Origin of the sequence: Phyllobacterium sp. 22552, assembly GCF_052044585.1 — a bacterium.
GTDB classification, from domain to species: Bacteria; Pseudomonadota; Alphaproteobacteria; order Rhizobiales; family Rhizobiaceae; genus Phyllobacterium; species Phyllobacterium ifriqiyense.
Map to the genome: position 1 here is coordinate 1 of NZ_JBQENG010000003.1, position 17296 is coordinate 17296.

14 protein-coding genes and 1 pseudogene are annotated in these 17296 nt (G+C 52.9%); 13 read left to right on the forward strand and 2 right to left on the reverse strand.

Annotated features, from left to right (window positions below; genetic code table 11):
* The 11 genes and pseudogenes from ACTJI9_RS07265 to ACTJI9_RS07315 all read left to right on the forward strand — a co-directional run.
* On the forward strand, window positions 1-536 hold a 536-nt coding region (locus ACTJI9_RS07265), incomplete at its 5' end, for a hypothetical protein (RefSeq protein WP_440806959.1).
* Window positions 533-805: pseudogene (locus ACTJI9_RS07270) on the forward strand (SelT/SelW/SelH family protein); the annotation flags it as partial. The gene ACTJI9_RS07265 and the pseudogene ACTJI9_RS07270, both read left to right, overlap by 4 nt.
* Before the next feature lie 152 nt (window positions 806-957).
* Window positions 958-1911: a sugar-binding transcriptional regulator gene (locus ACTJI9_RS07275; protein WP_440806962.1), complete on the forward strand. Its 954-nt coding sequence runs from the start codon at window positions 958-960 to the stop codon at window positions 1909-1911.
* Window positions 1912-2022: 111 nt separating this feature from the next.
* Entirely contained in the window at window positions 2023-3333 is a 1311-nt protein-coding gene (locus ACTJI9_RS07280; protein ID WP_435530086.1) for an ABC transporter substrate-binding protein, read from the forward strand.
* A 99-nt stretch (window positions 3334-3432) separates the two neighbouring features.
* Window positions 3433-4305 (forward strand): ABC transporter permease subunit, encoded by an 873-nt coding sequence (locus ACTJI9_RS07285; RefSeq protein WP_115051589.1) that lies wholly within the window; start codon window positions 3433-3435, stop codon window positions 4303-4305.
* A 4-nt stretch (window positions 4306-4309) separates the two neighbouring features.
* Window positions 4310-5140, forward strand: coding sequence for a carbohydrate ABC transporter permease (locus ACTJI9_RS07290; RefSeq protein ID WP_440806966.1), 831 nt, complete (start codon window positions 4310-4312; stop codon window positions 5138-5140).
* Between the two features lie 42 nt (window positions 5141-5182).
* Window positions 5183-6181, forward strand: coding sequence for an ABC transporter ATP-binding protein (locus tag ACTJI9_RS07295; RefSeq protein ID WP_354342811.1), 999 nt, complete (start codon window positions 5183-5185; stop codon window positions 6179-6181).
* A 9-nt stretch (window positions 6182-6190) separates the two neighbouring features.
* On the forward strand, window positions 6191-6967 hold the full coding sequence (locus tag ACTJI9_RS07300) for an L-iditol 2-dehydrogenase (RefSeq protein ID WP_336442288.1): 777 nt from the start codon (window positions 6191-6193) through the stop codon (window positions 6965-6967).
* A 57-nt stretch (window positions 6968-7024) separates the two neighbouring features.
* Complete coding sequence (locus ACTJI9_RS07305; RefSeq protein ID WP_354342809.1) at window positions 7025-8503, forward strand: mannitol dehydrogenase family protein; 1479 nt, start codon at window positions 7025-7027, stop codon at window positions 8501-8503.
* On the forward strand, window positions 8503-9165 hold the full coding sequence (locus ACTJI9_RS07310) for an HAD family hydrolase (RefSeq protein WP_440806971.1): 663 nt from the start codon (window positions 8503-8505) through the stop codon (window positions 9163-9165). Before ACTJI9_RS07305 ends, ACTJI9_RS07310 begins: the two co-directional genes overlap by 1 nt.
* Before the next feature lie 23 nt (window positions 9166-9188).
* A complete protein-coding gene (locus ACTJI9_RS07315) occupies window positions 9189-10769 on the forward strand; it encodes an FGGY-family carbohydrate kinase (protein WP_440806973.1) in 1581 nt (526 codons plus the stop codon).
* A 12-nt stretch (window positions 10770-10781) separates the two neighbouring features.
* Here ACTJI9_RS07315 and polA read toward each other — a convergent pair whose 3' ends face one another.
* On the reverse strand, window positions 10782-13733 hold the full coding sequence (polA, locus tag ACTJI9_RS07320) for a DNA polymerase I (RefSeq protein ID WP_440806976.1): 2952 nt from the start codon (window positions 13731-13733) through the stop codon (window positions 10782-10784).
* Between the two features lie 414 nt (window positions 13734-14147).
* On the opposite strand from polA, the gene ACTJI9_RS07325 reads away from it, so the two are divergent.
* Together ACTJI9_RS07325 and ACTJI9_RS07330 are read left to right on the forward strand one after the other, a co-directional pair.
* Window positions 14148-15536, forward strand: a complete 1389-nt coding sequence (locus ACTJI9_RS07325; protein ID WP_336442293.1) for a M20/M25/M40 family metallo-hydrolase — start codon at window positions 14148-14150, stop codon at window positions 15534-15536.
* 13 nt (window positions 15537-15549) lie between these two features.
* A complete protein-coding gene (locus ACTJI9_RS07330) occupies window positions 15550-16167 on the forward strand; it encodes a ribonuclease D (RefSeq protein WP_115051580.1) in 618 nt (205 codons plus the stop codon).
* A gap of 1 nt (window position 16168) precedes the next feature.
* Here ACTJI9_RS07330 and ACTJI9_RS07335 read toward each other — a convergent pair whose 3' ends face one another.
* Window positions 16169-17281, reverse strand: a complete 1113-nt coding sequence (locus ACTJI9_RS07335) for an acyltransferase family protein (RefSeq protein ID WP_440806980.1) — start codon at window positions 17279-17281, stop codon at window positions 16169-16171.
* Between the last annotated feature and the right edge of the window lie 15 nt (window positions 17282-17296).

Consider the following 17296-nt stretch of genomic DNA (forward strand, 5'->3'; position numbering starts at 1 on the left):
CCGCCCGTCTTTCCCACCATCTCAATAGCCAGACGCAAAAGCGGGCGTGGCAAGGTAAAAGCACGGAGAAAATCAGCATGGGTAAGCGCAAAAAATTTTCGCAGGATGATCTGGTGCCATTTTGCTCATTCATACCAAACCCGCTGCCGGAACTGCCCTTCACGCTGCAGCCAAGACATCCGCAACAGACAGATGAGCAATATGCTGCCGATATAGAGGGACAAAAGCGCGCCCACCGCCGCTATGTGGTGATGCTCTCGCTGTTTCAGGCCATGGCAACGGCACTTGGCTACCATAAGATTTGCAACAAGCCCGCCTGCCGCCGCAAACAATGCTGTATAGGACGGCGCGATTTTTTCCCGAAAGACGACTATCCTGTCGTGCTTTTTCCGCTTTGCGGCACGGTGGAGATGGCGGAGCGGGCACGCGCGGCCGTACCCAAGATGCTTGCTATTCTGAAATCCGGTTACAACCCGCTCGTCGCGCCCGACGGCACCTTACATCCCGGCGAGAAAATGCTAGAAGTCGAGCCATGACCACGAAACCGCGCATCACCATCACCTATTGTACGCAATGCAGCTGGATGCTGCGCTCCGCCTGGATGGCACAGGAGCTGCTCTCCACATTCGGCGCTGATCTGGGTGAGGTGGCGCTGATTCCCGGCACAGGCGGCATCTTCGAAATCCACGTTAATGGCGACCTTATCTGGGAGCGCAAGCGCGATGGCGGCTTTCCGGAAGCCAAGGTTTTGAAGCAGAAGCTGCGCGATATTGTCTGGCCGGAGCGTGATCTTGGCCATTCCGACGGGCACAAGGCAAAGGGTGTGTCCTTCGACAAGCTCAGGATGAGGAAGGAAGTGCCTGCCAAAGATGGGAGGGAGCCTGCCACAATTCCTCATGGTGAGCCTGTCGAACCACGCGTAACAGGAATCCCAGTCTCACAAGATGAGGCAGAAAAGTGAGTAAGCCCGAAATTACCAATACCAAGCTGGATGATGCGGCGCGCGCGGGCTGGCTCTATTATGTTGCCGGCAATACGCAGGATGAGATTGCCGCAAAGCTTGGCGTTTCGCGCCAGTCGGCCCAGCGCATGGTGTCGTTGGCTGTTTCGGAAGGGCTGGTCAAGGTTCGGCTTGATCATCCGATTGCCCATTGTCTTGATCTGGCGGCACAGCTGAAAAAGCGCTTTGCCTTGAAAATGGCCGAAGTTGTGCCGACTGATCCGGGCTCCACTTCAACCACGCTCGGTGTTGCCGATGCGGCGGCGGCGGAGATGACGCGCTGGCTGAAGACGGAAGCGCCGGTGGTTGTCGGTATCGGCACCGGGCGCACGCTGAAGGCTGCCATTGAAATGTTGTCGCCCATCGATTGCCCCCAACACAAGGTGGTATCGCTGACGGGCAATATCGCGCCGGATGGTTCGGCCGCCTTTTACAACGTCATCTTCAATATTGCCGAAAAGATAAAGGCGCGTAGTTTCCCCATGCCGCTGCCGGTCATCGCCTCTTCGCCCGAAGAGCGCGAATTGCTGCACAGTCAGCCAATGATCCGCTCCGTGCTGGAATTGTCGGCCAAGGCGGATGTCGCCTTTATCGGCATTGGCGATCTGGGGGATGACGCGCCGCTTTTTGTGGACGGATTTATTTCCCGCGCCGAATTACAGACCTTGCAGCAGGCGGGTGCGGTGTTTGAAATCGTCGGGCGCGCCTTTGATCGCAATGGTATTGCTATTGAAGGATTGACCAATGAGCGCGTTGCCAGCGCACTTATTCCTTCCCGTGAGACGGCCATGGTCATTGCCATCGCCAAAGGCGAAAAGAAGATGCCCGGCATAGCGGCCGCCCTCAAGGGCAGTCTTATCAATGGGTTGATCACCGACGAGCACACCGCCGAGGCTCTGCTCGCAGACTAAACTCCCTTTCATTGTGCACTGCAGCGACGAATTGCCCTTGACTAACTTCGCCCATGTGTGAGTATTTGCCCATAATACAAGCAATTGCTCATAACATTCGGGAGGAATGAAATGTTTAAGAGAACGCTTCTGCTCGGCGCGGTTTCTGTCGCGGCGATGGTCAGCTTTGCGCATGCGGAGACATTGACCATTGCCACGGTCAATAATGGCGACATGGTTCGCATGCAGAAACTGACCGAAGATTTCACCAAGAAAAATCCGGACATTCAGCTCGAATGGGTAACGCTGGAAGAAAACATTCTTCGCCAGCGCGTCACAACCGATATCGCCACCAAAGGCGGCCAGTATGACGTGATGACAATCGGCACCTATGAAGTGCCGATCTGGGCCAAGCAGGGATGGCTTTTGCCGCTCGACGGTCTGGGTGCGGATTATGACAAGGCCGATCTTCTGCCATCGATCAGCGATGCTGTTTCCGTTGACGGCAAGCTCTATGCCTCGCCATTCTATGGCGAAAGCGCGATGGTGATGTACCGCAAGGATCTGGCTGAAAAGGCTGGTGTGACCATTCCTGAAAAGCCGACCTGGGACCAGATCGCTGATGCTGCGAAGAAGATGACCGACAAGTCCACTGAGACTTACGGCATTTGCCTGCGCGGTAAAGCCGGTTGGGGCGAGAACATGGCGCTGTTGACGGCAACAGCAAACTCCTTCGGTGCGCGCTGGTTCGATGAAAAGTGGACACCGCAGTTCGATCAGCCGGAATGGAAGAAGGCACTCACATTCTATGTCGACCTGATGAAGGAAGCCGGACCTGCCGGTGCCTCCTCAAACGGCTTCAACGAAAACCTCGCACTTTTCCAGACGGGCAAGTGCGGCATCTGGATCGATGCTACAGTCGCAGCGTCCTTCGTGACCAATCCCAAAGAGTCGAAAGTTGCAGATCAGGTCGGTTATGCCCTGTTCCCGACAGGCGGCGTGGAGAACCACGGCAACTGGCTCTGGGCGTGGAATCTTGGCATTCCTGCCGGTACGAAAAAGGCAGAAGCAGCACAGAAATTCGTCTCCTGGGCGACTGACAAGGCTTATACGGAATTGGTTGCGAGCAAAGAAGGTTGGGCAAACGTTCCGCCCGGCACACGCACTTCGCTTTATGCCAATCCGGAATATCAGAAGGCTGCGCCTTTCGCCAAGATTACGCTCGAAGCCATGACGGCAGCCAATACAAGCAAGCCGACCGTCAAGCCGGTGCCTTATACGGGTGGTCAGTTCGTTGCCATTCCCGAGTTCCAGGGGCTCGGCACGGCAGTGGGCCAGCAGTTTTCGGCGGCGCTTGCCGGTTCTGTAACCGTTGATCAGGCCTTGCAGAGCGCACAGGCACTGACAACCCGCGAAATGACGAAGGGCGGTTACATCAAGTAGATCCTCCTGGCTCCGGGCGGTTTCGGCGCAAATGCCGGAGCCGCCCGGGCCTCCTTTGCTCATCTGCATTTTCAATGATCGCTGTATTGGATCCTGACCATGGCTACGCTTCAGACACGCGCAACTGCCCGTATCATGATGTCGCCCGCCGTCATCCTCTTGTTCCTGTGGATGATCGTGCCGCTTGTCATGACGCTGTACTTTTCATTCCTGCGCTACAATCTCTTGATGCCGGGAACCGAAGAATATGTCGGCTTTCTCAATTACCAGTATTTTCTGACTGATCCCGCCTTCTTCACTGCCCTTGGCAATACCTTGCTTCTGGTTGGTGGAACATTGCTGATCACGGTTATTGGCGGCATTCTTTTGGCGATTGTTCTGGACCAGCCATTCTGGGGCCAGGGCATTGTCCGCCTTCTGGTCATCGCGCCATTCTTCGTTATGCCAACAGTCTCGGCATTGGTTTGGAAGAATATGCTCATGCATCCCGTCAACGGCTTGTTTGCATGGATCGCGCGTTCCTTTGGTTTTCAGCCGGTGGACTGGTTTGCGCAGGTTCCGCTGTTTTCGATTATCCTGATCGTTGCATGGCAGTGGTTGCCATTCGCAACGCTTATCCTGTTGACCGCATTGCAGTCGCTGGATGGCGAGCAGATCGAAGCGGCAGAAATGGATGGAGCCGGACCGATATCGCGTTTCATCTATCTGGTCCTTCCGCATCTTGCTCGCGCGATCACCGTTGTTATTCTGATTCAGACCATTTTCCTGCTGAGTGTTTTCGCTGAAATTCTGGTGACCACAAATGGGGGACCGGGCCTGCAGACCACAAACATTGCATATCTGATCTATTCACAAGCGCTTTTGCAATTCGACGTGGGTGGAGCTTCCGCTGGCGGTATTGTGGCGGTCATCCTCGCCAACATCGTTGCCTTCTTCCTCATTCGCCTCATCGGCAAGAACCTGGAGAGGTAGAAAAATGGCTCGGTCCGTTACCACGCAACGCAAACTCATCTTTACAATAATTGGATGGAGTATCGGGTTCCTGATCTTTTTCCCGATCCTATGGACGTTTCTTACAAGCTTCAAGACGGAAGGAACGGCCGTGGCAACGCCGCCTCAATTCCTGTTCTTCGATTGGACGCTGGAAAATTATCACGAAGTGCAGAGCCGGTCTGACTACGGCAAGCATGTTATGAACTCGATAGTCATTTCGGTCGGCTCGACACTGCTCGGCCTCGCATTGGCAATCCCGGCCGCTTGGGCGATGGCATTTTCCCCAACCAAACGCACCAAGGATATTTTGATGTGGATGCTATCCACCAAAATGATGCCTTCTGTCGGCGTGCTTGTTCCGCTCTACTTGATCTTCCGCGATTGGGGCCTGCTCGACTCGCGTCTCGGCCTTGTTGCGGTCCTCACCATGATCAATCTGCCGATCATTGTCTGGATGCTCTACACCTACTTCAAGGAGATACCAGGCGAGATACTCGAGGCTGCCCGTATGGACGGCGCATCGCTGATGAAAGAGATTATCTATGTGCTGACGCCCATGGCCATTCCCGGCATTGCTTCGACAATGTTGCTGAACATCATTCTGGCATGGAACGAGGCATTTTGGACGCTCAACCTAACAGCCGCAAATGCTGCGCCACTGACAGCTTTCATCGCCTCCTATTCCAGCCCCGAAGGGCTGTTCTGGGCAAAGTTGTCGGCTGCGTCCACCATGGCAATCGCCCCGATCCTGATTATGGGCTGGTTCAGCCAGAAGCAATTGGTTCGCGGTTTGACCTTTGGCGCCGTCAAATAATTTCTGACCTTTGGCCTCGCCAAAAGAGATGGGAACAATATTATGGGAAGCATAACACTTGAAAAAGTATCGAAGTCATTCGGTAGCACTTCGGTCATTCCGGAAATTGATCTTGAAATCAATGATGGCGAATTCGTTGTCTTCGTAGGGCCATCCGGCTGTGGAAAATCAACATTGCTGCGCATGATCGCTGGTCTGGAAGATTTGAGCGGCGGGCGTATCGTTATCGACGGTAAAGACATGTCCAACGAAGCGCCAGCCAAGCGCGGATTGTCGATGGTGTTTCAGTCATATGCGCTCTATCCGCATATGAGCGTCTACCAGAATATAGCTTTTCCGCTGAAGATGGATGGCCAGGAAAAGTCCGCGATAGACAAGAAGGTCAAGGACGCAGCACATATCCTTAATCTGACAAACTATCTCGATCGCAGGCCTGGACAACTATCGGGCGGTCAACGCCAGCGCGTTGCTATCGGCCGTGCTATTGTGCGTCAGCCGAAGGCGTTTCTATTTGACGAGCCGCTTTCCAATCTTGATGCGGCTCTTCGGGGCAATATGCGTCTCGAAATCAGCGATCTACATCATCAGCTAAAAACCACCATGATCTATGTGACGCATGATCAGGTGGAAGCCATGACAATGGCAGATAAGATCGTGGTGCTGAATGCAGGTCGCATTGAGCAAGTGGGATCGCCTCTGGAACTCTATAAGAGCCCGAAAAACGTCTTTGTAGCCGGGTTCATTGGATCACCGCGCATGAACTTGGTCGAAGGGCCAGCTGCTGCAAAACACAATGCGGTAACGTTGGGTGTACGGCCGGAACATGTCCAAATTTCCAAAACTGAGGGCTTATGGAAAGGCACTGTTGGAGTAACCGAGCATCTCGGGTCCGATACATTTATCCATGTACAGACCGAGAATACCGGAAAGATCACGGTGCGCACAGATGGCGATTTCGCTACGGAACATGGGCAGTCAGTGTACTTGACACCTGATCCATCCCGTTTGCATCTTTTTGATGCAAACGGCCAAGCCATATAGGCACTCGAAATGAGCAGGCTTGCGGGCAAGACGGCATTTATCACAGGTTCGGCACGAGGTATCGGCCGCGCATTTGCAGAGGCTTATATACGTGAAGGCATAGACCATGTGGTAATTGCTGACATCGATCTGGAGCGCGCGCAGCAAACCGCAACTGACCTGGGCAACAAGGCTCTTGCGGTCCGGCTTGATGTGACCAATCAGCAGTCCATCGATGCGGCAGTTACCAAAACGGTCGAGCATTTTGGCGGCGTCGATATCCTGATCAATAATGCAGCGCTTTTCGATCTCGCGCCAATCGTCGATATCACCCGCGATAGCTACAATAAATTGTTTGCAGTAAATTTTGCAGGAACACTTTTCACACTGCAAGCCGTTGCCAAAAACATGATTGCTCGCGGAAAAGGCGGCAAGATCATTAACATGGCCAGCCAGGCGGGGCGCCGCGGAGAGCCGCTTGTCGCTGTTTACTGTGCAACGAAGGCAGCAGTAATCAGTCTTACCCAATCGGCAGGCCTCAACCTTATCAAGCACGGCATCAACGTGAATGCCATTGCGCCCGGTGTCGTTGATGGAGAGCACTGGGAAGGCGTGGATGCCCTCTTTGCAAAATACGAGAACAGGCCGCGTGGAGAAAAGAAGCGACTCGTTGGCGAAGCTGTACCATTCGGCAGGATGGGCACCGCAGACGATCTCGTTGGCATGGCCGTTTTTCTGGCTTCAAGTGATAGCGATTACGTCGTCGCACAAACTTACAATGTCGATGGTGGCAACTGGATGAGCTGACTGTAAGTCGGTCGTGATGGACGCTTGCAGCATGAATGAAAAGAAGGGTTGATCCCGATGACAATTAAACTTTCGCAGAACGCTTTGCCCCAATTTTCGGCCAATGTCAGCGTACCCAGTTACAAGCAATCGGATTTGAAAGCCGGGATTATTCACTTTGGTATCGGGAATTTTCATCGTGCACATCAGGCGGTTTATCTTGATGAGTTGTTCAATGCAGGGACGGATCACGAATGGGGTCTGATTGGTGCTGGGGTCTTGCCTTCCGATGAAATCATGCGTCAGAAACTCAAGGACCAAGACTGGCTTACAACTGTAGTTGAACAAGACAGCGGTCATCGCAAAGCATATGTCACGTCATCAATGATCGACTATATTCAGCCGGGTAACGCTGCAAACACAATTGCTCGTCTTGCTGATCCTGAAATCCGGATCGTGTCATTGACCATTACCGAAGGCGGTTATTTTATTGATCCGGCTTCAGGAAAATTCAATCCGCAACATCCTGCCATTGCGGCAGATGCGGCCAATATAGGCAGCCCGAAAACCGTTTTCGGCTTGATTTTGGCTGGCCTGATTCGTCGGCGCAGCGAGGGCACGCCTGCTTTTACGGTTATGTCTTGCGACAATATTCCAGGCAATGGCCACGTCACCAGCGATGCCATTTGTGGATTGGCGGCGCTGATTGATCCTGTACTTGCAGATTGGGTGAAGCAAAATGTGGCTTTCCCGAATGGCATGGTGGATCGTATTACACCAGCAACAACCGACCGCGAGCGCAACTTCCTGGCAACGGAATTTGGAGTTGAAGATAATTGGCCGGTATTTTGCGAACCGTTCAAGCAATGGGTGCTCGAGGATCATTTTCCAACTGGTCGTCCTGCGCTTGAAAAGGTCGGGGTGACGTTTGTCGAAGATGTTGCACCGTATGAATTAATGAAAATACGCATTCTCAATGGCGGACATGCGGCAATCGCCTATCCGGCTTCACTCATGGACATCCATTTTGTTCACGAAGCGATGGAAGAGCCATTGATACGCAATTTTCTAACGAAGCTTGAGCGCGAAGAGATCATTCCGGTGTTGCCACCCGTACCTGATATGCCTTTCGATCAGTATTTTGATCTTATTATCCGGCGTTTTTCCAATCCAAAAATCGGCGATACCATCCAGCGACTTTGCCAGGATGGATCGAACCGCCAGCCAAAATTCATTTTGCCGACGACTGCCGACAGGTTGAGGGCAGGCGACAGCATTACCGGCCTATCCCTGGTGTCTGCGCTTTGGTGTCGGTTCTGTGCAGGGACAACTGATAGTGGTAAACCGACCGACTATCTGGATGCGAGCGCTGAGCGATTAAAGATCGAGGCTTTGAAGGCAAGGGGCGATCCGAAGGCATTCCTTGCCATGACAGATATTTTTGGCGATGTAGGGACAGCACCGGTTTTCGTCGAATCATTTTCGCGTATTCTCCGGACACTATGGGACAAGGGAGCACGCGAAACTTTGGAACTCTATCTTGAAAATAAACTCTAATGGCTGATCCCTCGCTTATTATTTTCGATTGCGATGGCGTTCTGGTCGACAGTGAGCCTATCTCCATAGCGGTGCTGCTGGAGATGATCGCCAAAAGTGGTGTCACCATGTCAGAAGATGATGCCTATGATCGTTTTCTTGGTCGAAGCATGGCGACCATTAGCAAGATTCTCCACGAAGAATACGGTTTCGCTGCCAGCGAAGCCGACCTCGACGAAATGCGGACCCATCTCTATTCGCGCTTCGAATTGGATCTCCAGCCCATCCCCGGCATCGCTGATACATTGAAGAAATTGCCACAGCGCCGCTGTGTTGCTTCGTCGAGCCAGCCAGAACGCATTCGTTTATCGCTAAGGTTGACCGGGCTCATCGACCTGCTTGATCCGCATATTTTCAGCGCCACTATGGTCAAGAATGGCAAGCCCGCTCCAGACCTGTTTTTATTTGCTGCGAACACAATGAATGTCGATCCGGCTGAATGTGTGGTGATCGAAGACAGTCCAGCAGGTATACAAGCTGCCAAAGCGGCGGGTATGCGCGTTTTCGCATTTACGGGCGGGACGCATTCCCGCGGTGGCAGGCTGGAGTCAACGCTTGCGTCTCTTGGCCCAGACCTTATATTCGACGACATGTTGCAATTGCCTGACCTACTCAAGTCGTAGGAAGCCGTATTGAAAGTTCGTTGATGCCGCAATTTGTCTGCGCTGTAGATGTTGGTACAGGAAGCGCCCGTGCGGGCATTCTGGATGCAAATGGCAACCTTCTGGGCCGCGTGGAGCACCCAATCTTAATGAATCGCCCAATGGGTGATCATGCCGAGCACGATTCAGAAGATATATGGAAATCTGTATGTATTTCTGTGCAAGGCGCGATTGCGGCGGCTAAAATTGATCCTGCAGATGTGGTGGGCTTGAGTTTTGATGCCACCTGTTCATTGGTCGTTCGCGATACGCATGGCAAGCAGCTTACCGTCTCAACATCTGGCGAGCAGCGCTGGGATACAATTGTCTGGCTCGATCATCGCGCTTTGGACGAAGCCGATGAATGCACGGCAACGGGCCACAAAGTCCTCGATTTTCTGGGCGGTGTCATGTCGCCGGAAATGCAGACGCCAAAACTGATGTGGTTGAAGCGTCATTTGCCGACCACTTGGAACAAGACGGGGTATTTTTTTGATCTGGCTGATTATTTGAGCTGGAAAGCAACAGGATCGTTGGCGCGGTCGCAATGCACGTTAACCTGTAAGTGGACCTATCTCGCGCATGAAAAGCAAGGCTGGCAGGTAGATTATCTGGAAGCAATCGGCTTGGAGGACTTGATTGAACGCGGCAATCTTCCGGACGTCGCAAGTCCTGTGGCAACGGATTTAGGCGCACTGACAAGCGAAACGGCAAAAGAGTTGGGCCTCACGCCAAACTGTCATGTAGGAGCCGGACTCATTGATGCATTCGCCGGCTCACTTGGCGTTCTAGGTGGCTTTGCTGGCGATCTTGCACAGATTGATCGCCATCTTGCGCTGATAGCCGGAACGTCAAGCTGCCTGATGGCCTTGTCCCGGGAGCCGATCTCGTTTCGCGGTGGTTGGGGGCCCTATCACGGCGTTGCACTTCCAGATGTTTGGCTGAGCGAAGGCGGTCAATCCGTAACTGGTGCCTTACTCGACCATATTATCCGTTGGCATGGGGCTGGAGGCGAGCCAAGTGGCGATGTGCACAGAAAGATCACAGCACGTATCATGGAGCTTCGTGCAACCGAGCCGGATCTCGCAAATCGTTTACACGTCCTGCCCGACTTCCATGGAAATCGTTCGCCGCTGGCTGACCCGCATGCGGTTGGGGTTATCAGTGGTCTGACACTTGATTCATCCTTCGACAGCCTGTGCCGTCTTTATTGGCGTACTGCTATCGGCATATCGCTCGGCGTGCGCCATATTCTGGATGCGTTCAATGACAAGGGTTACGCAATCGACACGATGCATGTCACTGGCGGCCACATCAAGAGCCCGCTGCTTATGGAGCTTTATGCCGATGCGACCGGCTGTACGGTTATAACCTCTGCGGCGGAGGACGCGGTGCTCCTTGGCACAGCGATGGTAGCTGCGGCGGCTGCGGGCGTGTATGCTGATCTACCTTCGGCCTGCACAGCGATGAAGCAGGGCGGACATGTCCGTCGACCTGATCCGGCAGCGCGTCAGCGCCTTGATCGCGACTATCGAATCTTCCTTGAAATGCATGCCCAGCGCAAAGCATTGGACGCTTTGCAGTAACTGGGAAGCGCTCTAATGCGCCGCTTCCCAGTTATGCGCAGCACGTGCGTCCACCTGTAGTGGAACTGATAACGCAATTGCTGGCATGGCCGCGTTTTCCATCACTTCGCGAATAACAGGAAGCGTTGCCTCCACCTCATCCTCAATGGTCTCGAAAACCAATTCATCATGCACTTGAAGCAGCATGCGCGCCGTGAGTTTTGCATCTTTTAAAGCGGCATCCATGCGTACCATTGCCCGGCGAATAATATCCGCTGCAGAGCCTTGAATGGGTGCATTGATCGCTGCACGTTCGTTGAACGCGCGCAGTTGCGGATTTGACGAACGAATTTCGGGATAATGCGCACGGCGGCCAAAAATGGTTTCGACATAGCCGTGTTGACGGGCAAAGGCTTTCGTCGCTTCCATATAATCCTTGATCCCCGGGAAGCGTTCAAAATAGGTCCGGATGTATTGGCTGGCCTCTTCGCGCGGAATGGAGAGCTGGTTGGCAAGACCGAATGCGGAAATACCGTAGATAATGCCGAAGTTGATGGCCTTTGCGCGTCGTCGCACTTCCGAAGGCATGCCTTCCACCGGGACGCCGAACATTTCAGAAGCGGTCATAGCATGAATGTCGATGCCATCGGCAAAGGCCTGAGTCAGCTGTGGAATTTCCGCAACATGTGCAAGCACACGGAGTTCGATCTGGCTATAATCTGCCGATATCAGCTTATTACCGGGCGCGGCTATAAAGGCCGTACGGATTTTGCGCCCCTCGGTGGTGCGAACCGGAATGTTTTGCAGATTGGGCTCTGAGGACGACAGACGCCCTGTCGAGGTTGCGGCCATGGCATAGGACGTATGGACCCGCTTGGTGTCGGGATGAATGTAGCCGGGAAGGGCGTCGGTATAAGTTGATTTCAGCTTTGTCAGCTGACGCCAGTCAACGATTTTGCGAGGTAGTTCATGGCCCTCAGCGGCTAAGTCTTCGAGAAGCTGAGCAGATGTTGACCACTGCCCAGTTTTCGTCTTCGATCCCCCCGGCAGCCCCATTTTTCCGAACAGGATATCACCCATCTGCTTGGGAGACCCGATATTGATCTTCTCTCCTGCAAGTTTGTAGATTTCGTCCTCGATAGCCGCTGCTGACTGTGCGAGATCACCTGACAAGCGAGACAGAATCTGTCGGTCGACAGAAATCCCTCGTTCCTCCATACGGGCGAGCACAGGAATAAGGGGCCGTTCGAGCCGCTCGTAAACCGAGGAAAGGCCATCGGCGACAAGCCGAGGCTTCAGAAGTCGCCATAGCCGCAAAGTAACGTCTGCATCCTCAGCGGCGTATTCGGTGGCTCTTTCTATTTCAACTTTGTCAAATGTGAGTGAGGATTTACCAGAGCCGACCAAATCCTTGTAAGACAAAGGCTTGTGGCCCAGCCATCGGTCACACAGACTGTCCATGGTATGGTGGCCTTCGCCAGCATCCAACACATAGGAAATAAGCATGGTGTCATCGACCGGATGAAGATCAATGCCGTGACGATGCATGACCAGCCACTCATACTTCATGGCATGGGCAATTTTGAGAACCGATGCGTCTTCAAGCATCGGCTTCAACAGACGGAAAACCTCTGCTTCAGGAATCTGATGTTCAAGCAGTCCACCGCCAAGCAGATCGCCGTCGCGTGATTTATGATTGATTGGAATATACGCAGCCTTGCCCGGCCGCGTGGCGAGGGACAGGCCCACAATTTCGGTCTGCATTGGATCGGCGGATGTTGTCTCCGTATCGAAAGCGACGATACCCGACGCCATGGCTTCATCAATCCAGATTTGCAGCGAGGCAACATCGCGAATCGTTGTGTAGGCACTGCGATCAATTTTGGCTGACAACGCTTCGTCGGTGCGTGCCTTTACAAGGTCAGCAGGTGTAGCGGACACGTTTGATGATGGCGGTTTGCTGGAGACAACCATCTGGCTTGATGCGGTTGCACCTTCAGGGCTGGCATCAGATCCAGCACTATCTAGATCCGGGCCGCGGGCTTCGGCGACGGCCTCAATCTTAAGGTTGGCAGCTTCAATTTCGCTGGCGTCCACTCCGGTTGCCTCGGCAGCGCGACGTGTCAGGGCGTTGAATTCCATCGATTTGAGAAATGCAACCAGCTTTGGTCCGTTCTGAGGCTCGAGTCCGAAATCCTCAAGACCCACGTCAATGGGCGTATCGGTTTTCAGGGTCACAAGCTGGCGGGATATCAATGCCTGCTCGGCATACTGGATTATGTTTTCGCGTCGTTTCTGCTGTTTGATTTCTCCAGCACGCGCAAGCAGCGTATCGAGATCACCAAACTCCTCCAGCAACTGCGCAGCTGTTTTTGGTCCGATGCCGGGAATTCCAGGAACATTATCTGTCGAATCGCCCGTCATTGCCTGTAGATCAATCATTTTTTCGGGCGGCACGCCCCACTTCTCGATTACCTCAGGAATGCCGATCTGCTTGTCCTTCATGCTGTCATACATGGACACCAGCGGCGTAACGAGCTGCATCAAATCCTTGTCTGATGAAATAATCGTAACTTCTGCTCCTACAGCTTCTGCCATACGGGCATAGGTGGCGATGAGATCGTCAGCCTCATAACCTTCCTTCTCAATACACGGCAGATTAAAGGCTTTTGTTGCTTGCCGGATCAAGCCGAATTGCGGGATCAAGTCTTCCGGCGGGGCAGAGCGGTTTGCCTTGTACTCCGGATAAATTTCCTTGCGGAAGGTGGTCGAGGAATAATCGAAAATTACTGCGAAGTGCGTGGGCGTATCGCGTACAGACGTGTCTCGCGCTTCCCGCAACAGCTTCCACAACATGTTACAAAAACCTGAAACGGCGCCGACCGGCAGGCCATCCGATTTCCGCGTCAAGGGCGGAAGAGCGTGGTAGGCGCGGAAAATATAGCCGGAGCCGTCGACGAGGAAGAGATGATCACCTTTTTTCATGGCAACAGAAATAAATGAACATGGTAAAAAAGGAAATGACGAGTTGTGTTGTTTCCAGCGACTCCTGTGGGCATCCTGACGTTAATTTCGCTTCACGCCTTTGTTACAAAGATGTAATCTTCTGTGCCCTTGAATTGCCACGGTTTACCCCCCAAATCCAGTTCATCGACATTAGATCGATCGCTGGTTTTTAAGGCTCGTCCCCCGCCTGACACCAGTGTCGCAGCCTCCCATTCCCCTCTCCAGGGTGGCTGCAAATGAGTGTAGTAGTGATCTGGTCGCCTTTGGTCCCCCCGCCAAGGCGGCCATTTCTTTTATAGCGTGCCGCCCTGCCATTTTTTTATGCCGTTGGCTTGAAAATACGCTAAGAAGAGCTCCCTTCACGAATCCCGGTCAATGAACTCAGGAAATATTATGTCAGCTCTCGAACCTGTCTTGAATGCGCTTGATACAAACCTCGACAAGAGCTTGGAGCGCCTTTTTGATCTGCTGAGAATCAAGTCCATTTCAACTGATCCGGCGTTCAAAGTGGATTGTCGCAAAGCCGCTGAATGGCTGGTAGCTGATCTGCAATCGATTGGATTTGAAGCAAGTATACGCGACACGCCGGGTCATCCGATGGTTGTTGCACACCATGCTGGCCCTAGCGAAGATGCTCCCCATGTGCTTTTTTACGGCCACTATGATGTCCAGCCTGTCGATCCTCTCGAATTGTGGGAAAACGATCCATTCGATCCTGCGATCAAGGACATGGGCAATGGCCGCAAAATTCTGACCGGTCGCGGCACATCTGACGACAAGGGCCAGTTGATGACCTTTGTTGAAGCCTGCCGTGCTTATAAAGCGGTACATGGCCAATTGCCGATAAAGATTTCCATTCTGTTTGAAGGCGAAGAAGAATCGGGCTCGCCGTCTCTCAAGCCATTTCTTGAGTCGCACAAAAATGAGCTGAAGGCCGATTTTGCGCTCGTCTGCGACACTGGAATGTGGGATTCGGAAACGCCTGCGATTTCTGTCGGGCTGCGCGGATTAGTTGGCGAAGAGATTATTGTCAAAGCGGCCGACCGGGACTTGCATTCCGGTATGTTTGGCGGCGCAGCGGCAAACCCGATCCGCATCCTTACTAAAATTCTTGCTGATATTCATGACGAGAATGGCGCGGTGACAATCCCTGGTTTCTATGATGGCGTTGAAGAAACACCCACGCAAATATTGCAGATGTGGGAAGGGCTCGATGCCACGCCGGAAAACTTTCTTGGTCCTGTTGGTCTTTCTATACCATCAGGCGAGCAGGGCCGTTCAATCCTTGAACTGATATGGGCGCGTCCGACCGCCGAATTTAACGGCATAACCGGCGGTTACACGGGACAGGGGTTCAAAACCGTCATTGCAGCCCAAGCCTCTGCAAAAGTATCGTTCAGATTGGTCCATAAGCAAAATCCGGCGAAAATCCGCGAGGCTTTCCGCGCCTTTGTCCAAGCGCGTGTTCCTGCCGATTGCACAGTTGAGTTCCATGAGCATGGTGGATCACCCGCCATCCAGCTTTCCTACGAATCGCCGCTGCTTTCCAAGGCAAAAAATGCCCTGAGCGATGAATGGCCAAACCCGGCAGTACTGATTGCAATGGGTGGCTCAATTCCGATTGTCGGTGACTTCCAGAATATGCTGGGCATGGAATCTTTGCTCGTAGGCTACGGCCTCGAAGATGACCGGATTCATTCTCCGAATGAGAAATATGAATTGAATTCATTCCACAAAGGCCAGCGGTCTTGGGCGCGCATTCTCGACGCCCTCGCGAAATAAACAGGAAAAGAATATGACCATTCGCTTTCACCGCAATGACCTGCCTGACCTGAGCAACTATCAGGTCGATGCGGTTGCCATCGATACCGAGACACTTGGTCTCAATCCGCATCGCGACAGGCTTTGTGTCGTTCAAATTTCACCTGGCGATGGTACAGCGGACGTTATCCAGATCGATAAGGGACAGAAAAGTGCTCCGAATTTGGAGAGGCTGCTGGGCGATAATGCCGTCACCAAGATTTTTCACTTCGGACGTTTTGACCTTGCAGTTCTATTTCATACGTTTGGCATCATGCCGAAACCTGTCTTCTGCACCAAGATCGCATCCCGGCTGATACGCACCTATACGGATCGCCACGGATTGAAAGAGATTTGCAGTGAACTGCTGGAAATCAACCTTTCCAAACAACAGCAGTCTTCAGATTGGGGTGCACCGCAGCTCAGTCAGGCACAGCTGGAATATGCGGCCTCCGACGTTCTTTATCTGCATCGCCTGCGAACCATTCTCCAGCAGCGTCTGGAACGGGACGGGAGAGCAGAAGAGGCGATGGCTTGTTTTGAGTTTTTGCCTACCCGCGCCAAACTGGATTTGATGGGATGGGACGAGCAGGACATTTTTGCGCATAGCTGAGTTATTGCGCGGCGGTGGCTTGAGCTGTTTCCTGGTGTGGAGCGCGATCTACATGCGCCCAAGCCGGTCTTTTGAATAGAAATTCCCCATAGCCAGTGAGTTGAATGATTCTATAAAGAATGACCGGACCGATGACGCCGCTCATCACCGTCAGTAGTGAAATAGTGCCAATATCAGTGATGATTCCAGTTTTAAGCAATATAGTGCGAGCGGCTGCCATGGGCAGAAAGAAGGCCAGGTACACCACGATTGAGTGAGCACCAAGCCAGCGCAGCGTTGCGTTTATGGGCTTCCATGGCACACTTGCAATAAGAGCTGAGCTTGAAACAATAGCCAGTGCTCCAGCAAAACCGGCGATCAACGAGATAACCGGCACACTTGCCCAGCCACCAAGCCCGCCCGAAGTATAAGTCACTTGTGGTATCCACGCGCTAAATGGTGCCGGTGCAGGATGGAAGACCAGCCACCCGTTTAAGACAGCCCATGCACCTAGAATGATTGCAGCAATAGCGGGGCTTGCCCGCAATTTCTCGGCCAGTTTGAAGATTGCTGGAGCAAATGCATATCCTGCAAAAAAATACACATATCGGCTGCAAAACTCGTCAATAACAAGCCATCCCGTGTGGATCGGCAACGTTTCTAAAAGTGCCGATGCTGCAAAGACCAGCCAGACATTTGTCGTCTTCAGCAATCGGGTAACGATAAAGAACACCGGCAACAAATATATGAACCACAATGTGCCAAATGGTTGCACAAATGCGAGCAGATAAGCCGATATGGCACCCGTCGCTCCGTCTTGCGCCACAACCCCTGGTGCCTTGAACACAAATTGAATGGTTAGCCAAAGCACGTAGAAATAGGCAAAATGCACGACCTTTCGATCAATATAGCGCAGCCACGAGCGGTTAATGACGACGCTTAGGAAAAGCCCCGATATCAAAAAGAAATCTGGCATCCGAAATGGCTGAGCAAATGCTACAACCGGATGCATCCACCCTTGCGTGCCAGTCTCGTTCTCTACACCCAGAACAGAATGCATCATCACTACAAAAATGATGCAGATACCTTTGGCAATGTCGACCCAGTCTACCCGCATCTTTTCCACGGTACTCATTCGTCGTGCTCCCTC

Coding starts and splice junctions, on each gene's coding strand:
- ACTJI9_RS07290 (WP_440806966.1), top strand. CDS start 4,310: ATGGCTCGGTCCGTTACCACGCAACGCAAACTCATCTTTACAATAATT.
- ACTJI9_RS07295 (WP_354342811.1), top strand. CDS start 5,183: ATGGGAAGCATAACACTTGAAAAAGTATCGAAGTCATTCGGTAGCACT.
- ACTJI9_RS07280 (WP_435530086.1), top strand. CDS start 2,023: ATGTTTAAGAGAACGCTTCTGCTCGGCGCGGTTTCTGTCGCGGCGATG.
- ACTJI9_RS07285 (WP_115051589.1), top strand. CDS start 3,433: ATGGCTACGCTTCAGACACGCGCAACTGCCCGTATCATGATGTCGCCC.
- ACTJI9_RS07315 (WP_440806973.1), top strand. CDS start 9,189: ATGCCGCAATTTGTCTGCGCTGTAGATGTTGGTACAGGAAGCGCCCGT.
- ACTJI9_RS07330 (WP_115051580.1), top strand. CDS start 15,550: ATGACCATTCGCTTTCACCGCAATGACCTGCCTGACCTGAGCAACTAT.
- ACTJI9_RS07325 (WP_336442293.1), top strand. CDS start 14,148: ATGTCAGCTCTCGAACCTGTCTTGAATGCGCTTGATACAAACCTCGAC.
- polA (WP_440806976.1), bottom strand. CDS start 13,733: ATGAAAAAAGGTGATCATCTCTTCCTCGTCGACGGCTCCGGCTATATT.
- ACTJI9_RS07310 (WP_440806971.1), top strand. CDS start 8,503: ATGGCTGATCCCTCGCTTATTATTTTCGATTGCGATGGCGTTCTGGTC.
- ACTJI9_RS07305 (WP_354342809.1), top strand. CDS start 7,025: ATGACAATTAAACTTTCGCAGAACGCTTTGCCCCAATTTTCGGCCAAT.
- ACTJI9_RS07335 (WP_440806980.1), bottom strand. CDS start 17,281: ATGAGTACCGTGGAAAAGATGCGGGTAGACTGGGTCGACATTGCCAAA.
- ACTJI9_RS07300 (WP_336442288.1), top strand. CDS start 6,191: ATGAGCAGGCTTGCGGGCAAGACGGCATTTATCACAGGTTCGGCACGA.